The following is an 18,038-nucleotide window of genomic DNA, read 5'->3' as shown; positions in this document are numbered from 1 at the left end:
ACATGAGCGCCCGCATCCTCGTGGTCGACGACGATGACGAGATCCGCGCGATGTTGGACTCGACGCTGCGCTTCAGCGGCTTCGAGGTCACTCAGGCAGCGACCGGCGCCGATGCCATCGCGGCGCTCGCCTCGGCGCAGCCCGATGCGGTCGTGCTCGATGTGACGATGCCGGGTGTCGACGGGTTCGAGGTCGTGCAGTTGATCCGCCGACGCGACGCGACTCTCCCCGTGCTGTTCCTCTCCGCCCGCGACGCCGTCGAGGACCGCGTGCGCGGGCTGCGCCTGGGCGGCGACGACTATGTCACCAAGCCCTTCAGCGCCGTCGAGGTGGTCGCCCGCATCGAGACGCTCCTCCGTCGCACCGTCGCGAGCGAGGCGGGGACCGAGGACGCCGCGATCCGCGTGGCAGACCTCGTGCTGGACGAGCACCGCCATCTCGTCGAGCGGGCCGGGGCACGCATCGACCTGTCGCCGACGGAGTTCCGACTCCTGCGCATGCTGATGGACAACCCCGACCGTGTCTTGTCGAAGAGTCGGATCCTGCGGGAAGTCTGGATGTACGACTTCGGCGGCGAAGCGAACGTCGTCGAGCGGTTCATCTCGAGCCTGCGTCGCAAGCTCGACGCGCACGGTGAACCGCTGATCGAGACGGTGCGCGGCTTCGGGTATGTCCTTCGCACGGATGCGGGCCGCTGAGGTGCGATCGATTCGAGCGCGACTGACCCTCACCCTCGCCGTCGTCATGGTCGCCGTCGTGCTGGGCGGCGCTGTCGTCGCGTCGCTTGCGATCTTCCCACTGCTGAGCCAGCGCGACCTCGCTCAGCTGGAGAACACGGCACAGCGGATGGCGGCGGGGCTCACTGCCACCGGCGGCGCCGTCATCTCCGAGGACACGGTCCAACAGATCGCGGCCGACTCGCTCGGGATCATCCTCCTGGCCGATCAGGCGGTTCTCGCGGCTGCCGGCATCCCCGAGGAGGACGTCGCGACCGTCGTGACTCGCGCCGACGACGAACCGACCGACATCGACGGTCGGTATCTCGCCGAAACGATCGACACGACAGGACTGTCGGTCTCGTTCCGCGAGGAGGGCACGGAGGTTCCCGTGACCTCGGCCGTGCTCGTCGTGCGCACCGCCGACCGCGAGGCGAACGGTGTGCTGCTGATCACCGCGCTGTCGGTGACCTCCCTCGCGACGACCATCATCCTCATCGTCGCGGCGGCGATCGTGGTCGGACGCGGCCTGCGCCCGCTCACCGCGATGGCCGAACATGCCGAGCGCATTGCGGAAGGGGACCGCACGCTGCGCCTGCCCGTCGAGGCCGGTGAGGATCCCGCGATCGCGCGTATGGCCAGCACCGTCAACCTGGCCTTCGACGTCCAGGAGGATGCCGAGAACCGCATGCGCTCCTTCGTCGCTGACGCCTCACACGAGCTGCGCACGCCCCTGACCACGGCCAGCGGCTGGGTCGAGCTATACCTGCGGGGCGGCCTGAACGATCCGGACGCGCTGGCGGAGGCGATGAGCCGCGTGGAGCGGCAGCTCGGACGGATGCGGCTCTTGGCCGACGAGCTGTCCCTGCTCGCACGCACCGACACCGGGCGTCCGCTCGAGAACACGCCGGTCGACCTCGCGGATGTCGTCGCCGAGGTGGTCGCCGATGCGCGCGTGCTGCATCCGGAGCGGCGCATCACCGTCCTCGGCACCGGGCCTGCCCCCGTGCTCGGCGACGAGCCGCGCCTCACGCAGGTCGTGCGAAACCTCGTCGGCAATGCGCTGCAGCACACGCCGCCGGATGCCGAGGTGACCGTGAGCGCCGCCGTCGTGGCCGACCGGGTCGTCCTGACGGTGCACGACACGGGCCCCGGCATCCCGTCGGACCAGCTTCCGCATGTGTTCGAACGATTCTGGCGCGGCCAGAACTCTCGGCACGCGGCAGGCTCGGGGCTCGGATTGGCGATCGCTCACGCGCTCGTGAGCGCGCACGGCGGCATCCTCCGGGTCACGAGCGCGCCCGGTGAGGGCACGACCTTCGAGGCGAACCTGCCCGCCCTGGACGCTCAGCTTCCCTGATCGGCCTTGCGAGCGCCGGCTTCGAGCATGTCTCCAGCGGGAAGCTCGTGGTGTCCGCCGAACTGCAGCCGCATCGCCGACAACAACTGATTGGCGTAGTGGTCCTCGTCGCGAGAGGCGAACCTCTCGAACAGTGCGGCCGAAAGCACGGGAGCGGGAACTCCGGTGTCAACAGCAGCCTTGACAGTCCAGCGACCCTCGCCGGAGTCGGACACGCGACCGGCCAGTCCGTCGAGCGTCGGGTTCTCCTCGAGCGCGGCCGCCGTCAGATCCAGCAGCCACGATGAGATCACCGATCCGCGCCGCCACAGCTCGGCGACCTTCGGGGTGTCGATCGTGAACTGGTAGAACTCGGGCTCTTCCAGCGGCGCGATCTCTGCCGAGTGCTCGGCTTCGCGCACACCCGCGTCGGCGTTCTTGAGGATGTTCATCCCCTCCGCGAGCGCCGCCATGATCCCGTACTCGATGCCGTTGTGGACCATCTTGACGAAGTGACCGGCGCCCGAGGGACCGCAGTGCAGGTAGCCGAGCTCCTCCGGCGCGTAGTCTCCGGTGCGCCCGGGCGTGCGCTCGATGTCGCCCTTGCCCGGCGCGATGGTCTTGAGGATCGGCTCGATGCGGTCGAACGCCTCGTTCGGACCGCCGACCATGAGGCAGTAGCCGCGCTCGAGGCCGAACACGCCACCGCTGGTGCCAGCATCCACGTAATGGATGCCCTTCGGCTTGAGCTTCGCGGCGCGGCGGACGTCGTCGCGGTAGTTCGAGTTGCCGCCGTCGATGATGATGTCACCGGGTTCGAGCACCTCGGCGACCTGGTCGACGACCTCACCGGTCAGGCCTGCGGGGATCATGAGCCAGATTGCACGCGGAGCCTCGAGCTTGCTCGCCATGTCGGCGAACGATGAGGCACCGGTCGCCCCCTCCCCCGCCAGCGTTGCGACGGCATCCGGGTTGACGTCGTACACGACGCATTCGTGCCCGTCCTTCATGAGGCGGCGCACGATGTTCGCGCCCATTCGTCCGAGTCCGACCATTCCGAGCTGCATGAGAGATCCCCTGTTCATCGGTGCGTTGACCTGGCCCGTCGCTGCGGCCCTCAGTGGAAGTCTAGAGAGCCATCGGGGCCGTGTGAGCGGAGATTTTCCCGACCCTCCTGATCGCGGCAGCACCGGGCGTCGTCCGCGCGGCGTCCCGCATCCGGATCTCGCGCTCCCGATCAGCGAATCGGGTATTCCGCCTCGGTCTGCACCCGCACCGAAACCCCCACGAAGTCCGGCAGCCCATCGAGCGAGGCGGCCAGATCGTCGGGGTCCGGGATGTCTCCGTCCTCGGTCACGACATCGATGGTGGCGTTGACTCCGACCCAGTGGACGCCGGCGACGGATGCCGAAGGATCGGAGCTGACCCACTCCTGCGCGGCGTTCCTGATCGTCAGGCCCCAGGAGGTCAGCGCGAAGGAGACCGCCGTGTTGAAAGCGAGCGGGATCACGACGATCACGGCGGCGATGCCCACGATGACGTAGGCGCGGCGGCGACGCGCGGTCGGAAGCGAGCTCGGCTCGCGGGCATAGCCGGCGAGGGTGAACACGACGCTGCCGGCGATGATCAGTGCGACGACGTTCGAGAGGAAGAGCCACAGCGCACCCGTCGCCGCATCCCACTCACCGACGCCGGCGCACACCCCCACGACGCCCAGCGGCGGCACGAGTGAGATCGCGATCGCGACACCGGGCAGTACCGTGCTGAGATCACGCCGAGACATCGCAAAGGCCCCGGCCGTACCGGTCGCAAGCGCCGCTGCCAGATCGAGCAGCCCGGGCGAGGTCCGTCCGGTGATCTGCGAGTTGGTCTCCAGCGCGGACGGATCGGCGACGAACACGGCGAACATCGCACCGATCGCGATCACGACGACCACGCCGATCGCGACCCAGAGGAGCGAGGTCACAACCAGACGCAACTGCCCGACGACGATGCCGAGCGCGATGCCCAGGATCGGCGTCGCCAGCGGCGCGATGATCATGGCCCCGATGACCGTCGCCGTCGAGTCGCCGAGAACGCCTGCCGCGGCGATGATCGCCGAGAGCACGAGCATGATGAGGAAGGCCGACCGCTTTCGACCCACCTCGCCTGCACCGAGGTTGAGTGCGTCATGCAACTCCTCGGCCGACAGCCGCTGCGACGGCGGAATGAGCGCTTCCGTGAGGCGCGACACGGCGGCTCAGCGGAAGAAGCTGTTGGCTCGGGAGGTGAACAGCAGAAGCAGACCGATCAGGGGCAGCACCGCCGATCCCACGGCAGTCCACAGCTGGGAGGGCTCGGTGATCATGAGGTAGACCGAACCGGCGATGTTCAGGATGAAGACGACGGAGGTCAGGATGCGGGCACCGTTGCTTCCTCCGAACAGTCCCAGGCTCACGAGGATCGTGATGAATCCGATGAGCATCGCGATGATGCCGTACGCGATCTCTCCACCGATCATCAGGAGCACTCCCGCGATGATCTGCAGCGCACCCGTGACCCAGGCGATGATCGCCACCAGGGTGACTCCGAAGGGTCGTCTACCCGCCATGATTCCTCCCAGCGGGGCGGCCGCCCGGCGCGGCATCCGTCCCGTCGGCATCACTGTAGCGGGCGCGACGCTAGGCGAGGAGAGTCTCCCCCACGAAGCCGCCCTCCGCACACCCCGGTGGCACGGCGAACACCGCGGAGCCGATCGGGACCGTCCACTCGTTGAGCAGGTCGAGGTCGGCAAGCCGCTGCTGCATCGGAACGAACTGGGCATCGATGTCCGCCTGGAATGCGACGAAGATGAGCCCCGAGTCCGACAGCGCACCCTCGGGCGGGGCGTCGTCGTAGTTGTACGGTCGGCGCAGGATCCGCTCGGTCGGGTTGCCGCTGTGCGCGCGGCGAATGTGCGAGAACTCCGGGATCACGGGGAAGCCCAGGGCGTTGCGCGCCTCGAAGTCCGGATCGTCCGTCTCGAGCGTTCCCGTCAGCGGCGCGCCGTTCGAGAGCGTCCGACCCACGGATTGCTCCCGCGCCGACCTGTCGAGTTTGTCCCACGTGTCGAGGGTCATCCGGATGCGGCGCACGACCATTCCTGTTCCGCCCGCCAGCCATCCTTCCGAGCTCCAGACGACCGCGTCGAAGTCCGGCGTTCCCGCCACCGGGTTCACCGTGCCATCGACCTGCCCGAAGAGGTTCCTCATGCTCCGCTCCGGATAGGCCCCCGCGGAGCGGCGGAAGCCTCGCTGCACCCAGCGCACCGTCGTGAACGAGCGCGAGTCCTTCAGCAGCATCCGGGTCGCGTGTGCGACGACGAGGGGGTCGTCGGCCGCGATCTGGATGAGCAGGTCACCGCCGGTGTAGGCCGGCTCGAGTCTGTCGATCGAGAACGCGGGAAGCGGCTTCAGCCAGGCCGGCCCAGCCCCTCCCGCCCGCGCGACGAACTCGGGGCCGAACCCGAAGGTGACGGTCAGACGGGCCCGCGCGACCGCCAGTTCGGGCTCCGAGTCGGCCAGCGCCGGCTCGCCACGCGTCAGACGGGCCGCATCGTCGGTGAGGACTTTCATCATGCGCCGTTGAGCCTCGCGCTGCACCTCCGGTAGCAGGTCGAGTGCGACAAAGGTTCCGTAGGTCTGGGCCGCGGTATCGATCCCCGCCTGGTGGGCGCCGTAAAAGGGAACGATCTCGGCGCCGTCTTGCGGAGTCGAACCGGATGCCGCGGGTGCCGGCGCGTCCGTGCCGGAGGTCAGGGCGAGGTCGATGCCGATCGCCGCGGCCGCGCCGACGCCGGCGACAGCTCCCCCTACGAGGAACTGTCGCCGGGTCGACCCGGGGCGATCGGAGGGATTCCGATCGGCAGTCATTACTGGTCGTCGCCGCCCATGTCCATGCCGGAGTGGTCGTCTCCCATGTCCATGCCACCGTCGTTGTAGTTCTCGTTAGCGCCCGTGAAGTCCTTCACCGGTGCTACGAACTCCATCGTCGACCCGTCTTCGAACGTGACGGTGAATGTCGCTTCCTCTCCGGCCACGAGCGGAGCAGTGAGGTCCATGAGCATGAAGTGGTAACCGCCGGGCTCGAGCGTCAGGCTGCCGCCGGCAGGAACAACGAAGCCGCCGTCCTTTTCTTGCATGACCATGCTGCCGGCGCCGTCATCGACGACCTCGTGCAGCTCCATCATCGAGGACGCGTCGGAGCTGACCGAGACGATCGTGGCGTCGGTCTCGCCGGAGTTCTCGAGGACTCCGAAGGCCGCCGACATGCCGCTGTCGGCAGCCTTGACCCAGGCATCCGTGATGGTGACGGAGTCGGCTTCGGTCGTAACCGGGATGCTGGTGCTGCCAGATGCGCAGCCGGCGAGTCCGAGTGCTGCTGCAACCAGAAGGATGCCGACTTGAGTGGAAATACGGGTGTTCACAGGTTTCCCTTTCAGGGCTTCGGGGGCTCCTCATCGGAGCCCCGGCGGGCGCGCCTGGCGCGGCCGCGAAGGAAGAAGAGGACCAGCCCGAACAGGGCGAGCGCAGATGCTGCCCCGATCGCGCCGATCAGAACGGCGCGCGGGATGCCGCCGTCCTCTGCCGCCGAGTCCAGCGGCGCGGTGGTCGCGTCATCGGACGGACCACCGGTGGTCTGATCTGCTGTCGGCGTGGGTGAACTCACAGCGCTCGGTGCGGTCGTCTGCGCCGGGGATGCCGCCGCCGGATCATCCACCGTGAAGGGGACGAGACCGGCGATCGGATGCCCGTCCGACGAGACGACCCGCCAGCGAACTTCATATGCCCCGTTCGGCATCCCCTCGTCGAGGGCCACCGTCAGGGTGTCGAAGTCGATCTGGATATCGCCGGCGACCCAGTTCGTTGCCTCTGGGTCGTCCTTTTCCCGCTCATCCACAACGTTCACAACCGCTCCGACCTGCATGACCTCGGCTGAGAACGTGAGTTCCACGCTGGTCGGGGCCACCGTCAGCTGTTCGTTCTGCTGCGGAGAGCTCTCGATGAGCTCGTCGTGCGCCCAAGCGGGCGCGGCTACGAGAGACAGCGCGATGGTGGCCGCTGCGACCGACGCCGCGACGGCTCCGGCGCGCGCGCGAAGAGACAACGACATGAAAACGCCTTTCGTGAGTGAACGTCGATGCGCCTCCCCCGGCGCCGAATCGGCGGCCGCGGGAGTCGAGACAGAGAGTCAGACCACGAAAGACAGGGGCGGGCCGCGTCTGCGGACAAACGAGACAACGCGAGCCGAACGCATCGGTGCCGCCGGGGCACACACGAGCCCGGGTCGCTCAGCGACCGCGGGAAGCTGGACCTCGCCGAGGAGAAGGCGACGGCGCATCCACGCGAGGATCTGGCGGGCAAGGGCGCCGAGACGGATGACGAGCCGCTCACCCCGGTAGAGGGCCGCAACCGTCAGTGCAGCAGCGACAACGTGTGCGAGCCACATCGACAGGTCCGTCGTGGTGGCCGTGGCTCCCGTCGACAGATCGAGCGCAGGCACGCCGTGGACGTGCCCGGTCGGGGCTGTCGCAGCAGTCGCACCGCCCCCGGCGCCGAGCACGAACAGCAGGTGGAACAGGAGCTGACTCAGGACCACCGCAACGCTCAGCCGCAGCAGCGAAAGCGCTCGGCCCACCAAGACGGTGCACACCGCAAGTGAGAGCACCCACGGCACCGCGATTCCCAGCCAGTGAGGCATGGCCCCGCCCGCTGCGACGTGCCAGAACAGGGCGACGAATGTCGCGATCGATGCGGCGACCCACGCGCGGATGACGCGGGTGGATCGCGATCGGGACATGCACCCATTGTCGCAAAGATCGAGCCGTCCGCCGCGCATGGGACCTTATTCCCGGTTGGGCGACCGGATTCGCGACTCATAATCCTGCTATGACCCGCGTCACCTACAGTGCGATCTCGAGCTTCTCCCGTGTCCGCATCCTCTTTCTGCTGCAGGAGCGACCCGAGCGTACCGTGACGGAGCTCTGCGAGGCGACGGGCCTGCACGCCAATACCGTCCGTGAGCACCTTCAGCGCCTGGTCGACGGCGGCTACGTCGTCGCCGAGACCGAGCACCGCACCACGCGCGGACGGCCGCGGGTGCTTTACTCAGCCGCTACCGGGCGCGACCGCGACTCCACCAGCCCCGTCGCCCGCCACAAAGCAGCGGCCGCCGCCCGCCGCGGCGACCTCATGCGTCGCGTCATGCCGTGGACCGATGTCGATGACCTGCCGACGGATGCCGTCCACCAACTTGACGCACTGGTGGAGGACCTCGGGGATGCCGGATTCGACCCAATCGTCGATGAGTCGACTCTGACCGTTGACCTCTCCCCGTGCCCCCATGCCTCGGCTAGCGCGCGCGACCGGGAGACCCTGTGCGCGGTGCACCTGGGGTTGATGGACAGCGTGCTCTCCCAGGCCGGGGGCCCCCTGCGGGTCGACTGCATGGCAGCGTCTCGGCATCCGGAACGCTGTGTTGTGAAGCTTCTTGCCGCGAGCGCGTCGCGCACCGCGGAACTCGTCGCGAGCTGATCAGCTGCGCAGTGATTCGCCGGCGCACATGGACCAAGGTCCCCCCGATCGCCCCGACCGCCGCGGTACCGTGATGGCGCCAGGCACGTGGCGTGGCGGAGGTGATCGATGTTGCACAACCGGACCGCAGGCGGAACCCCGTGGGGCTTATTCACGGCCCCAACTTTCATCCGACCTGATGGCGCCGGGAGTAGCGTGACCACCAGTAGACAACCTCGATGTGGGGGGAAATGATCATGGATCTGCTCGATCCGCTGCTGCTAGCCCGATGGCAGTTCGGTCTCACGACGCTGTACCACTTCCTGTTCGTGCCGCTGACGCTGGGCATGTCGGTCACCGTCGCGATCTTCCAGACCGCGTGGTATCGCACCGGAAACCTGAAGTGGCTGCACCTGACCCGGTTCTTCGGGAAGATCTTCCTGATCAACTTCGCGATGGGCGTCGTGACCGGCATCGTGCAGGAATTCCAGTTCGGGATGAACTGGTCTTCCTACTCGCGATTCGTCGGTGACGTCTTCGGCGCACCGCTGGCCTTCGAAGGACTCATGGCCTTCTTCTTCGAGGCGACCTTCATCGGCCTGTGGATCTTCGGGTGGGACAAGCTCCCGAAGGGACTGCACCTGGCATCCATCTGGATCGCCTCGATCGGCGCGCTCCTGTCGGCGTACATCATCATCGCGGCCAACGCGTTCATGCAGAACCCGGTCGGCTACCAGATGGCCGAAGACGGCAGCCGCGCGGAGATGAACAACTTCCTCGAGGTCGTCTTCAACCCGATCGCTCTGGCGGCGTTCCCCCACACGATCTTCGCCGCGTTCATGTTCTCGTCGGGTGTCGTGATCGCCGCGGCCGCCTGGCACCTGGCTCGCGGTCGCAACATCGAGATGATGCGACCGGCACTGAAGTTCGGCCTGTGGGGCATGATCGTCGCCTTCGCGGGGACGTTCCTGGCCGGTGATCAGCTCGGACTCGTGATGGTCTCCACCCAGCCGATGAAGATGGCAGCCGCCGAAGCGCTGTTCAACTCGGCGTGTGGTGCTGACGCATCCTTCTCGATCTTCTCGATCGGAACGCCCGATGGGACTGGCGAGATCTGGTCCATCCGGGTGCCCTACCTGCTGTCGCTGCTGTCGACCCACACCCTCGACGGATGCGTCGAAGGCATCAACGATCTGAACGCGCAGTACGCCGCGCAGTGGCCGGACCTTGCCGCGCAGGTGGACGGCGTCTTCAACCCGGTCCTGTGGATCACGTACTGGTCGTTCCGCTGGATGATGGGCCTCGGCTTCCTCGCGACCTTCATCGCGATCGTGGGCCTGTGGCTGACCCGCAAGAACGCCAAGCGCGAGGTGCCCCGGTGGGCGTGGAGCGTCGCGATCTGGACGGCTCCCATCGCGCTGGTGGCCTCGCTCGTCGGCTGGGTCTTCACCGAAATGGGGCGTCAGCCGTGGATCGTGTTCAGCCTGATGCTGACCGAAGACGGCGTCTCACCGAGTGTCCCCGGCTGGTCGGTACTGATTTCGCTGGTCGCTTTCACCGCGATCTACGCATCGCTTGCGGTGGTCGAGTTCGGCCTGATCCTCAAGACGGTGCACAAGGGACCGGATCCGCTCCCCGAGCCGGGCAGCGCGGATGCCGAACCGACCTCCCGCGAAGATACCCCGACGACGGTCTACTAGGAGCTGATCATCATGGATCTCGCATACCTCTGGTTCTGGATCGTCGGAGTTCTGTTCGTCGGCTACTTCGTGCTCGACGGCTTCGACTTCGGCGTAGGAATGTCGCTCCCCTTCCTCGGCAAGGACGAGGTCGGCAAGCGTCAGATCATCAACACGATCGGTCCCGTCTGGGACTTCAACGAAACCTGGCTCATCGTCGCCGGCGCCTGCCTGTTCGCGGCCTACCCCGAGTGGTACGCGTCGCTGTTCAGCGGGTTCTACCTGGCGCTGCTGTTGATCCTGCTCGCCCTCATCCTGCGCGGTGTCTCGTTCGAGTACCGGCACCAGCGCGAGGGCCTGCGGTGGAAGAAGGGCTTCGACACGATGATCGTCATCGGGTCGGTGCTCCCGGCGCTGCTGTGGGGGGTCGCTGTCGCCAACCTCGTGCAAGGTGTTCCGCTGGATGAGAACCACGAGTACACCGGGTCGCTGCTGACGCTTCTCAACCCGTACGGACTGCTCGGTGGGATCACCCTCGTGCTGGTGCTCTTCCTGCACGGCCTGTACTTCATCGGCCTCAAGACCGACGGTCAGGTGCACCAGGACGCCAAGCGCCTCGCGACCCGGGTCGGGTTCATCACCGTTGTGGTCGCTGCAGCGTTCCTCATCTGGACGATCTTCATCGCTGCAGCTCACGAAGCGCCGCTCCTGCCGCTTGTGATCGCAGCTGCGGCCCTGGCAGCAGTCGCCCTGCTGCTGTCGATGTTCTTCCACACGAAGGAGCGCGAGGGCTGGGCGTTCACAGCGGGAATCTTCACCGTCGCGTTCGCCGTGCTGACACTGTGGATGTCGATGTTCCCGAACGTCATGCGTTCGTCGACGGATGTCGCGTTCAGCCTGACGATCGAGAACGCCTCGAGCACCGACTACACCCTCACGATCATGTCGTGGGCGGCGCTGATCTTCCTGCCCCTTGTCCTTGCCTACCAGGGCTGGACCTACTGGGTGTTCCGCAAGCGCGTGACGCGCTCGCGGATCGAGAAGGCCGAACTCGTCGACCACTGAGAACGAGCCCGGGTTGGGTCAGCCGGGCAGAAACCTCACGGAGCCGGGGGTCACCGTCACACGGACGGCGGCCCCCGGCTTCAGTCGTGCAGGATCGTAGGCATCCCACGGCACGTCGACCGCGACCCGCACGCCCGACCCGGCCGCAGCGGTCTGCGATCCGACGGCGTCGGTCTGCACCCGTATCGAGCCCGTCCCCTGGTCCAGACGGACGATCCGGGCCACCCACGACACGGCACGGGAGCCCTCCGCATCCCGGATGGCGGCGACCGGAGTCGAGGGGCGGTCGACAAGCTCGATCGTCGCCGCGTCAGGACGGAAGACCGCGGCCGCGGGTCCCCGGAGCCCGGGCGCCGGGATTCGGATAGGCCCGGCCCGCCACACCCCTTCCCGCGCGGTGCCCTCGACGCGCACGACGCCCGCAAGCGCTGCCGCAAAGCCCGTCGCCGGTGACTGCAGAACCTCGCGCACCGGGCCGTCCTGTGTGACGCGGCCTCCCTCGATGATCACGAGCCGATCGGCGAGCGCGGCGGCGTCGACCGCGTCGTGTGTGACGAGGATCGTCGTGCCGATCAGGTGCTCGGCCAGCAGAGCGCGGATGTCGGCCACGGTCTCGGCATCCAGCGATGACAGCGGCTCATCGAGCAGCACGAGCTCGGGGCCGATCACGAGAGCGCGTGCCAGCGCGACGCGCTGCTGCTGACCACCGGAGAGCTCTGCAGGGCGGCGGTCCCCGAGGCCGGCCATTCCCACCCGATCGAGCCATGCGCGCGCCACGTCCGCGGCCGCCGGCCGCGATCGGCCCCGCGCTCGAAGGCCGAACGCGATGTTCTGCGCAACTGTGAGGTGCGGAAACAGCAGCGGGTCCTGCCCTAGCAGCACGGCACCGCGCTCCATGGGGGCGACGTGCAGGGCGGGGCGACCGGACGCGGCAAGAGCGCGGGCGCCCAGACGGATGCTGCCGGCATCCAGGCGCGTGAAGCCGGCGAGTGTGCTCAGGAGCGTCGATTTCCCGGCGCCGCTGGGCCCCATGACAGCCACCCGCTCCCCCGGCGCGACCTCCAGGGCGACATCCAGCCGGAAACCGGCACGGTCGACGACGATCCCGGCGGCCACCGCACCGTGCGCAGTCATCGCACACCTCCCGCACGCCACCCGCGAACCAGCACGAGCACGATGAGCGCGGTCGCCAGCAGCAGCACCGAGAGGGCGACGGCGGTCGACGGCGCCACCCCCGCCCCGTTGAACGCCGTGTAGATGGCAAGAGGCATCGTCTGGGTGACGCCGGGAGCATTCCCGGCGAACAATGCGGTCGCACCGAACTCACCGATCGCTCGCGCGAAGCTCAGGACGACGCCCGCGACGAGGCCAGGGGCCGCAAGGGGCAACGTCACGCGCCGCAGGATCGTCCACCGGCTGGCGCCGAGTCCCGCGGCAGTCTCCTCGAATGCGGTACCGGTGGTTCGCAGCGCTCCCTCGACGGCGAGCACGAGGAAGGGCAGCGCGACAAAGGTCTGAGCCATCACGACCGCCGGTGTGGTGAACGGCAGCGGGATGCCCGCCTCGGCCAGCGGGCCCCCGATCCAGCCGTTTCGACCGAACAGGTACAGCAACGCAACACCGCCCACCATCGGAGGCAGCACGAGCGGAATGGTGACGAGGGCCCGCATCGCCGCCGCGGCACGGGACCTCGAACGGGCGATCAGGATCGCGAGGGGGACCCCGAGCACGAGGCACAGCCCGGTTGCCGCGGCGCCGGTCCCCAGAGAGAGGGCGAGGGCCGAGAGCGCCTGCGGCGAGGTGATGTCGTGCCAGAACGTCGTCCACTGCACGCGCGCCACCAGCGCAGCCAGGGGGAGCAGGAGGAACAGGAGTCCGACGACCGCGGGCACCAGCAGAGTCCGTGGCGCGAGCCAGGATCGTGTCGATGCGCTGTCCGAGCTGCCCACGCTTCCCGTCACGCCGGTCACGGGCTACCGAATCCCGCGGTCGCGAGGATGCGCTGCCCCGCCGGGCCCCGCACGTAGGCGACGAAGGCCGTCGCGGCGTCGGGAGCCCCGGCATCGGCAAGCGGCGCGATCCAATATCGGTTGACGACGGCGCCGGCTCCCGACGGTACGATCGCATCGACGTCGCCTCGGCCGGCGGCATCCGTCGCGTAGACCACCCCCGCGTCCGCCTCTCCCGCTGCCACCTTGGTGACCACGGCGGTGACGTTCTGCTCGAAACTCGCCGGCGTGACGGTCACCCCCGCGTTGCGAAGAAGGGCCTCGGACGCGGCGCCGCACGGCACCTCGCTCGCGCACAGGACGACAGCCAGATCGGGCGACGCGAGGTCCGAGAGACCAGTGACCCCACCCGGGTTGCCGGCGGGAACGACCAGGACGAGGGTGTTCGACGCGAACGGCTCGGGGGCGGCGGCGAGTCCGGCGTCCGCGACTCGGGCCATCGTCGCATCGTTGGCCGACGCGAACACGTCGACCGGCGCGCCCTCGACGATCTGGGTGGCGAGGGTCGATGAGCCGTCGTAGATGATCGGGGACACAGCGATGCCGGGGTTGTCCGCCTCGAAGCGTCGCGCGATCTCATCGAAGGCCCCCTGCAGGGACGCGGCTGCGGCAACCGTGAGGTGGTCCGCTCGCTCACCGGGCTCCCCCGAGCGCGTGCCCTGACCCGGCGCCGCACACCCGCCGGCCGCGAGGAGCAGCACGGCACTGAGCGCGAGAGTGAACGGGCGGGCGCCACGAGCAGGCGGCATCAGCTTCTCGGGGTCTCGACGATGACCGTCGTCGCTTTGACGACCGCCGTGGCAAGCGCACCGACCTCGAGGCCGAGCTCGTGCACGGCCTCGGCCGACATGAGCGAAACGACCCGGTGGGGGCCGGACTGGATGTCGACCTGCGCCATCACACCGTCCACCTGGATCCTCGTGACCAACCCCACGAAACGGTTTCGGGCGCTGGAGAGGACGTCGCGGGGGTCGCCGCCGGCCTGCGCGATCTCCACTGCGCGCCGCGCGAGGGCGTCGCCCGCGATCGCCGTCGGAGCATCGCCGGTTGTCGCAAGCACGCCGTTATCGATCCACCGCCGGACGGTGTCGTCGCTGACACCGAGAAGCCGGGCGGCTTCGGAGACCCGGTAGGTGCGCACGGGACGATCGTAACATCCGCATCCTCGGTGACTTTCGTCCCCTGGGAACGCACATGCGGGCCTCTCTTCCCATTCCCCCCGCATCAGCGCTCGCAAGACTCCCGCTTCCACGAGCGCTGAGCACGGGACCTTTGGCACGGCGTCAGCGAGGCAGAGCCGGCGGATCATGGGGCAGACTCGAAGAATGCCCTCTCAGCCGGATGCCGCACCGCCGCAGCCGGATGCCGCGGCGGTGCCGAGGGCGCCGCGTCAGCGCCCGGTCGATCCACGACTGCTGCGCTACGCCGCCAGCTCGCGCGGGTTCTTCGCACTGATCGGTCTCATCGGACTCGCACAGACGCTCACGATCATCTCCTTCGCGTGGTTCCTCACTGCCGGCATCGTGGGAGCCATCGACGGACAACCGCTGACCGACCTCGCGCCCGCGCTCGCCGCGCTCGGCGCGACGATCGTCATCCGGGCGATGCTCATGTGGGCGCGTGAGGCCGCCTCGTCCCGCGCCGCCGCTCGGGTCGAGAGCGAACTGCGCGCACACCTCATCGAGGCCGTCGGCAAGCTCGGTCCCGAGTGGCTCTCGACACGCAACACCGCTCAACTCGCCGTGACCGCAGGTCGTGGTCTGGACGCCCTCGACGCCTACTTCGGCCGTTATCTGCCACAACTCGTGCTGACCGCGATCGCCACACCGATCCTCGTGGCGATCATGTGGTGGCAGGACTGGCTGAGCGGACTGACCGTTCTGCTGACGCTCCCCCTCATCCCCGTCTTCATGGTGCTCATCGGACTGGCCACGCGCGCTGTGCAGCAGCGACAGTGGCGAACGCTCGGGCACCTCGCCGCGCGATTCAGTGACACCGTGCAAGGCTTGTCCACGCTCAAAGTGTTCGGGCGCCAGTACCGCGCCGCCGACTCGATTGAGGGCGTCACGACGAGGTACCGGCGCGAGACGATGAAGGTCCTGCGCGTGTCGTTCCTCTCGGGTTTCATGCTTGAGTTCCTCGCTTCCATCGCCGTTGCGATCGTGGCGGTCACGATCGGGTTCCGGCTCCTCGACGGCTCACTCACCCTCGCGGTGGGCCTGTTCGTCCTGCTCCTGGCCCCGGAGGCGTATCTCCCCCTGCGCCAGGTGGGGGTCCAGTTCCACGCGGCAGCAGAAGGCGTCGCCGCGACAGACGACATCTTCACGGTGCTGGATGCCGCGGCATCCGTGGCGGACTCGGCGGCAGCTCCCGTGACATCGCCTCCGCCCGTGGGAGTGCTGGAGGTTCGTGAGCTGCGGGTGCGGCGCGGCGAGCGTGTGCTGCCCCCCGTGTCGTTCGCGGTCGCGCCGCGGCGTGTGGTGCTCTTGGAGGGACCGAGCGGAGCGGGCAAATCCAGCATCCTGGCCGCCCTGCGCGGCGCAGCCTCGTTCGACGGCATCGCGCGGATCGACGGCGTGGACGTTCGCGATCTCCCCGCGGCGCAGTGGCTTGCCTGGGCAGGTCAGAACGCCGGACTGGTGTCGGCCACCGTCGCCGACAACGTCGCTCTCGGCGACAGCGCCCCCGACCCCACGCTGATCGAGAGGTCCCTGGAACTCGCGTGCGCAGAGGAGATCTCGCCGGGCCTCGAGCTCGGAGTGCAGGGGGCAGGACTGTCCGGCGGTCAGGCCCAGCGAGTCGCGGTGGCACGGGCGTTCTACCGCCACCTGCGCGGCGCCGCGCCGGTGATCGCCCTCGATGAGCCCAGCGCGGCACTCGATGCCCAGACGGAGGCGCGACTGTGGGCATCCGTTCGGGCGCTGGCGGACGCCGGCGCCGCAGTCCTCCTCGTGTCGCACCGCGAGAGCGCGCGCCGGATCGCGGATGAGGTCGTCGGCCTCATCCCGAGCGAGGTGATCGCATGACGACGGCACGCGACGTTCTCCGCGGTGCCATGCCGCCCGCCCGCCGGTTCTGGCCGGGCGCAGCATCCGCCTTCATCTCCGAGGCGTCGGCCATCGGATTGCTCGCGACCAGCGCGTGGCTCATCGTCCGCTCGAGCGAAATGGTGCCGGTCCTCTACATCTCCGTCGCCGTCGTCGGCGTGCGTTTCTTCGCCCTGACCCGCTCGGTGTTCCGCTACCTCGACCGGCTGGCCGGCCACGACGCCGCACTGCGTCAGCTCGCCGCGACCCGCACCGATATGGTGCGCCGCCTCATCCCGCTCGCTCCCGACGGCCTCACCCGCACACGACGCGGCTCCGTCCTCGGCGCGCTCGTGGACGACGTCGACGATCTCCAGAACCTGCCGCTGCGGGTGGTCCAGCCGTTGGTCGCATCGGCCACCGTCGCGCTGGCGGCCGTCATCCTCGTGATGCTCATCTCGTGGCCCGCGGGACTCACTCTGCTGGCCTGCCTCGCGGTGGCCGCGGTCGCGGCGGTCGGCTGGGGCTGGGTCGCTGGCGCCCGCGCAGAACGCGCGATCGCGCCGCTGCGCGCGCGATTGGCCGATGCCCTCCTCGACCACGTCGGCAGCCTGGACGTGCTCCTGGCCTATGGCGCCGTGGACGAGAGTCGAGCCCGGATCCGTGAGGCCGACCGGCTGCTGCGCCGCGCCGTGATCCGCCGCGCCGGCGCGCAGGCCGGGACAGCCGGCATCGTGTCGCTGCTGGCCGGCGCCGCGTCGCTCGCGGCGATTCTCGTCACAGCTCCTGCGGCAGCGGCAGGAACACTCAGCGGGCCGAATCTGGCCGTCGCCGTCCTCGTACCGATGGCGGTCTTCGAGGTGTTCGCCGCAGTTCCGCTCGCGGCGGCAGCGTGGCGACAGGTCCGCGCGTCCGCAGAGCGCATCGCCGACTCGCTTCCCGCCGAGCCTCCCGCGGGTATCGTCCGTGACGAACCGGAAGCGACCGGGACCGGGCCCGCGCTCGGTAAGGGCATCGTCCTGCGGGATCTGTCCGCGACCTGGCCCCACACCGACACGGCCGCGCTGCGCCAGATCACGCTCGAGATCCGTGCCGGCGAGCGCCTCCTGGTGGTCGGATCCTCCGGCTCGGGCAAGTCCACGCTCGCGCACGCACTGGTCCGTTTCCTCGACAGCGACGGCGAGTACCGCATCGGCGAGACGGATGCGCATGCCATCGCCTCCGACGACCTGCGCCGCACCGTCGGACTGTGCGAGCAGAACCCCATGCTCTTCGACGAGGACATCCGACAGAACCTGCTCTTTGCGCGGGAGGACGCCACGGATGCGGAGCTCGAGGCCGCCCTCGAGCGGGTCGGGCTCGGCCCCTGGCTACGCGAACGCGGCGGGCTGGATGCGCGCGTCGGTGAACGCGGACAGCTGGTATCCGGCGGACAGGCGCAGCGCATCGCACTGGCCCGCGCTCTGCTGCACGGGTTCCCCGTCCTCGTGCTCGACGAGCCCACGGCGGGAGTGGACCCCGCGGCATCCGACGCCCTGCTCACCGACCTGCTGTCGGCGGTCGAACCGCACCAGTGCCTCATCCTGATCTCCCACGTCACGGTGCCGGAGGGCCTGGTCGACCGCGTCGTGCGGCTCGATCGAGGGGCTCTGGTCTAGCCCGGGGCACGATCGG

The 18,038-nt window shown here is 68.8% G+C and carries 18 protein-coding genes; 7 read left to right on the top strand and 11 right to left on the bottom strand.

From position 1 onward, the window contains the following. The first annotated feature begins 2 nt into the window (after positions 1-2). Both ACSGC5_RS02155 and ACSGC5_RS02150 read left to right on the top strand, forming a co-directional pair. Positions 3-698, top strand: coding sequence for a response regulator transcription factor (locus ACSGC5_RS02155; RefSeq protein WP_434968961.1), 696 nt, complete (start codon positions 3-5; stop codon positions 696-698). After that, a complete protein-coding gene (locus tag ACSGC5_RS02150) occupies positions 670-2,076 on the top strand; it encodes an ATP-binding protein (protein WP_434968960.1) in 1,407 nt (468 codons plus the stop codon). The genes ACSGC5_RS02155 and ACSGC5_RS02150 overlap by 29 nt, the downstream gene beginning before the upstream one ends. Here the strand turns inward: ACSGC5_RS02150 and gnd are convergent. The 7 genes from gnd to ACSGC5_RS02115 all read right to left on the bottom strand — a co-directional run bounded on the left by gnd (position 2,064) and on the right by ACSGC5_RS02115 (position 7,872). Then, positions 2,064-3,122: a phosphogluconate dehydrogenase (NAD(+)-dependent, decarboxylating) gene (gene gnd / locus ACSGC5_RS02145; protein WP_434968959.1), complete on the bottom strand. Its 1,059-nt coding sequence runs from the start codon at positions 3,120-3,122 to the stop codon at positions 2,064-2,066. The genes ACSGC5_RS02150 and gnd overlap by 13 nt on opposite strands. 170 nt (positions 3,123-3,292) lie before the next feature. After that, positions 3,293-4,288: a TIGR00341 family protein gene (locus tag ACSGC5_RS02140; RefSeq protein ID WP_434968958.1), complete on the bottom strand. Its 996-nt coding sequence runs from the start codon at positions 4,286-4,288 to the stop codon at positions 3,293-3,295. A 6-nt stretch (positions 4,289-4,294) separates the two neighbouring features. Next, entirely contained in the window at positions 4,295-4,645 is a 351-nt protein-coding gene (locus ACSGC5_RS02135) for a hypothetical protein (RefSeq protein WP_434968957.1), read from the bottom strand. Positions 4,646-4,715: 70 nt separating this feature from the next. After that, a complete protein-coding gene (locus ACSGC5_RS02130) occupies positions 4,716-5,945 on the bottom strand; it encodes a Dyp-type peroxidase (RefSeq protein WP_434968956.1) in 1,230 nt (409 codons plus the stop codon). Further along, on the bottom strand, positions 5,945-6,499 hold the full coding sequence (locus ACSGC5_RS02125) for a copper chaperone PCu(A)C (protein ID WP_434968955.1): 555 nt from the start codon (positions 6,497-6,499) through the stop codon (positions 5,945-5,947). Before ACSGC5_RS02125 ends, ACSGC5_RS02130 begins: the two co-directional genes overlap by 1 nt. Positions 6,500-6,510: 11 nt before the next feature. Continuing rightward, positions 6,511-7,185: a copper resistance CopC family protein gene (locus ACSGC5_RS02120; RefSeq protein WP_434968954.1), complete on the bottom strand. Its 675-nt coding sequence runs from the start codon at positions 7,183-7,185 to the stop codon at positions 6,511-6,513. Positions 7,186-7,263: 78 nt separating this feature from the next. Then, a complete protein-coding gene (locus tag ACSGC5_RS02115) occupies positions 7,264-7,872 on the bottom strand; it encodes a hypothetical protein (protein ID WP_434968953.1) in 609 nt (202 codons plus the stop codon). A gap of 89 nt (positions 7,873-7,961) precedes the next feature. Here ACSGC5_RS02115 and ACSGC5_RS02110 point away from each other — a divergent pair, with 89 nt between their 5' ends. The 3 genes from ACSGC5_RS02110 (at position 7,962) to cydB (ending at position 11,329) form a co-directional block, all read left to right on the top strand. Beyond that, the gene (locus ACSGC5_RS02110) at positions 7,962-8,606 is read left to right on the top strand and encodes a helix-turn-helix transcriptional regulator (protein ID WP_434968952.1); all 645 of its coding nucleotides are present in this window, start codon (positions 7,962-7,964) and stop codon (positions 8,604-8,606) included. 236 nt (positions 8,607-8,842) lie between these two features. Continuing rightward, positions 8,843-10,285, top strand: coding sequence for a cytochrome ubiquinol oxidase subunit I (locus ACSGC5_RS02105; protein WP_363495805.1), 1,443 nt, complete (start codon positions 8,843-8,845; stop codon positions 10,283-10,285). Positions 10,286-10,297: 12 nt separating this feature from the next. Next, entirely contained in the window at positions 10,298-11,329 is a 1,032-nt protein-coding gene (gene cydB, locus ACSGC5_RS02100; protein WP_363495584.1) for a cytochrome d ubiquinol oxidase subunit II, read from the top strand. A gap of 18 nt (positions 11,330-11,347) precedes the next feature. On the opposite strand, the gene ACSGC5_RS02095 is transcribed toward cydB, so the two are convergent. From ACSGC5_RS02095 to ACSGC5_RS02080, 4 genes are read right to left on the bottom strand one after another with little or no spacing between them, the layout of a single operon-like run. Then, positions 11,348-12,463, bottom strand: coding sequence for a sulfate/molybdate ABC transporter ATP-binding protein (locus tag ACSGC5_RS02095; protein WP_434968951.1), 1,116 nt, complete (start codon positions 12,461-12,463; stop codon positions 11,348-11,350). Further along, complete coding sequence (locus tag ACSGC5_RS02090) at positions 12,460-13,278, bottom strand: ABC transporter permease (RefSeq protein WP_434968950.1); 819 nt, start codon at positions 13,276-13,278, stop codon at positions 12,460-12,462. The genes ACSGC5_RS02095 and ACSGC5_RS02090 overlap by 4 nt, the downstream gene beginning before the upstream one ends. A gap of 17 nt (positions 13,279-13,295) precedes the next feature. Next, positions 13,296-14,087: a molybdate ABC transporter substrate-binding protein gene (gene modA / locus ACSGC5_RS02085; RefSeq protein WP_434968949.1), complete on the bottom strand. Its 792-nt coding sequence runs from the start codon at positions 14,085-14,087 to the stop codon at positions 13,296-13,298. Next, positions 14,087-14,479, bottom strand: coding sequence for a TOBE domain-containing protein (locus tag ACSGC5_RS02080; protein WP_434968948.1), 393 nt, complete (start codon positions 14,477-14,479; stop codon positions 14,087-14,089). The genes modA and ACSGC5_RS02080 overlap by 1 nt, the downstream gene beginning before the upstream one ends. A 184-nt stretch (positions 14,480-14,663) precedes the next feature. On the opposite strand from ACSGC5_RS02080, the gene cydD reads away from it, so the two are divergent. Both cydD and cydC read left to right on the top strand, forming a co-directional pair. Beyond that, a complete protein-coding gene (gene cydD / locus ACSGC5_RS02075) occupies positions 14,664-16,364 on the top strand; it encodes a thiol reductant ABC exporter subunit CydD (protein ID WP_434968946.1) in 1,701 nt (566 codons plus the stop codon). Next, positions 16,361-18,022 (top strand): thiol reductant ABC exporter subunit CydC, encoded by a 1,662-nt coding sequence (gene cydC, locus ACSGC5_RS02070; protein WP_434968945.1) that lies wholly within the window; start codon positions 16,361-16,363, stop codon positions 18,020-18,022. Before cydD ends, cydC begins: the two co-directional genes overlap by 4 nt. Positions 18,023-18,038 lie beyond the last annotated feature (16 nt).

Origin of the sequence: Microbacterium sp. bgisy207 (assembly GCF_965345035.1) — a bacterium.
Taxonomy (GTDB): Bacteria; Actinomycetota; Actinomycetes; order Actinomycetales; family Microbacteriaceae; genus Microbacterium.
Note: the sequence above shows the minus strand (reverse complement) of the source record. Positions and strands in the feature narration are given on the sequence as shown.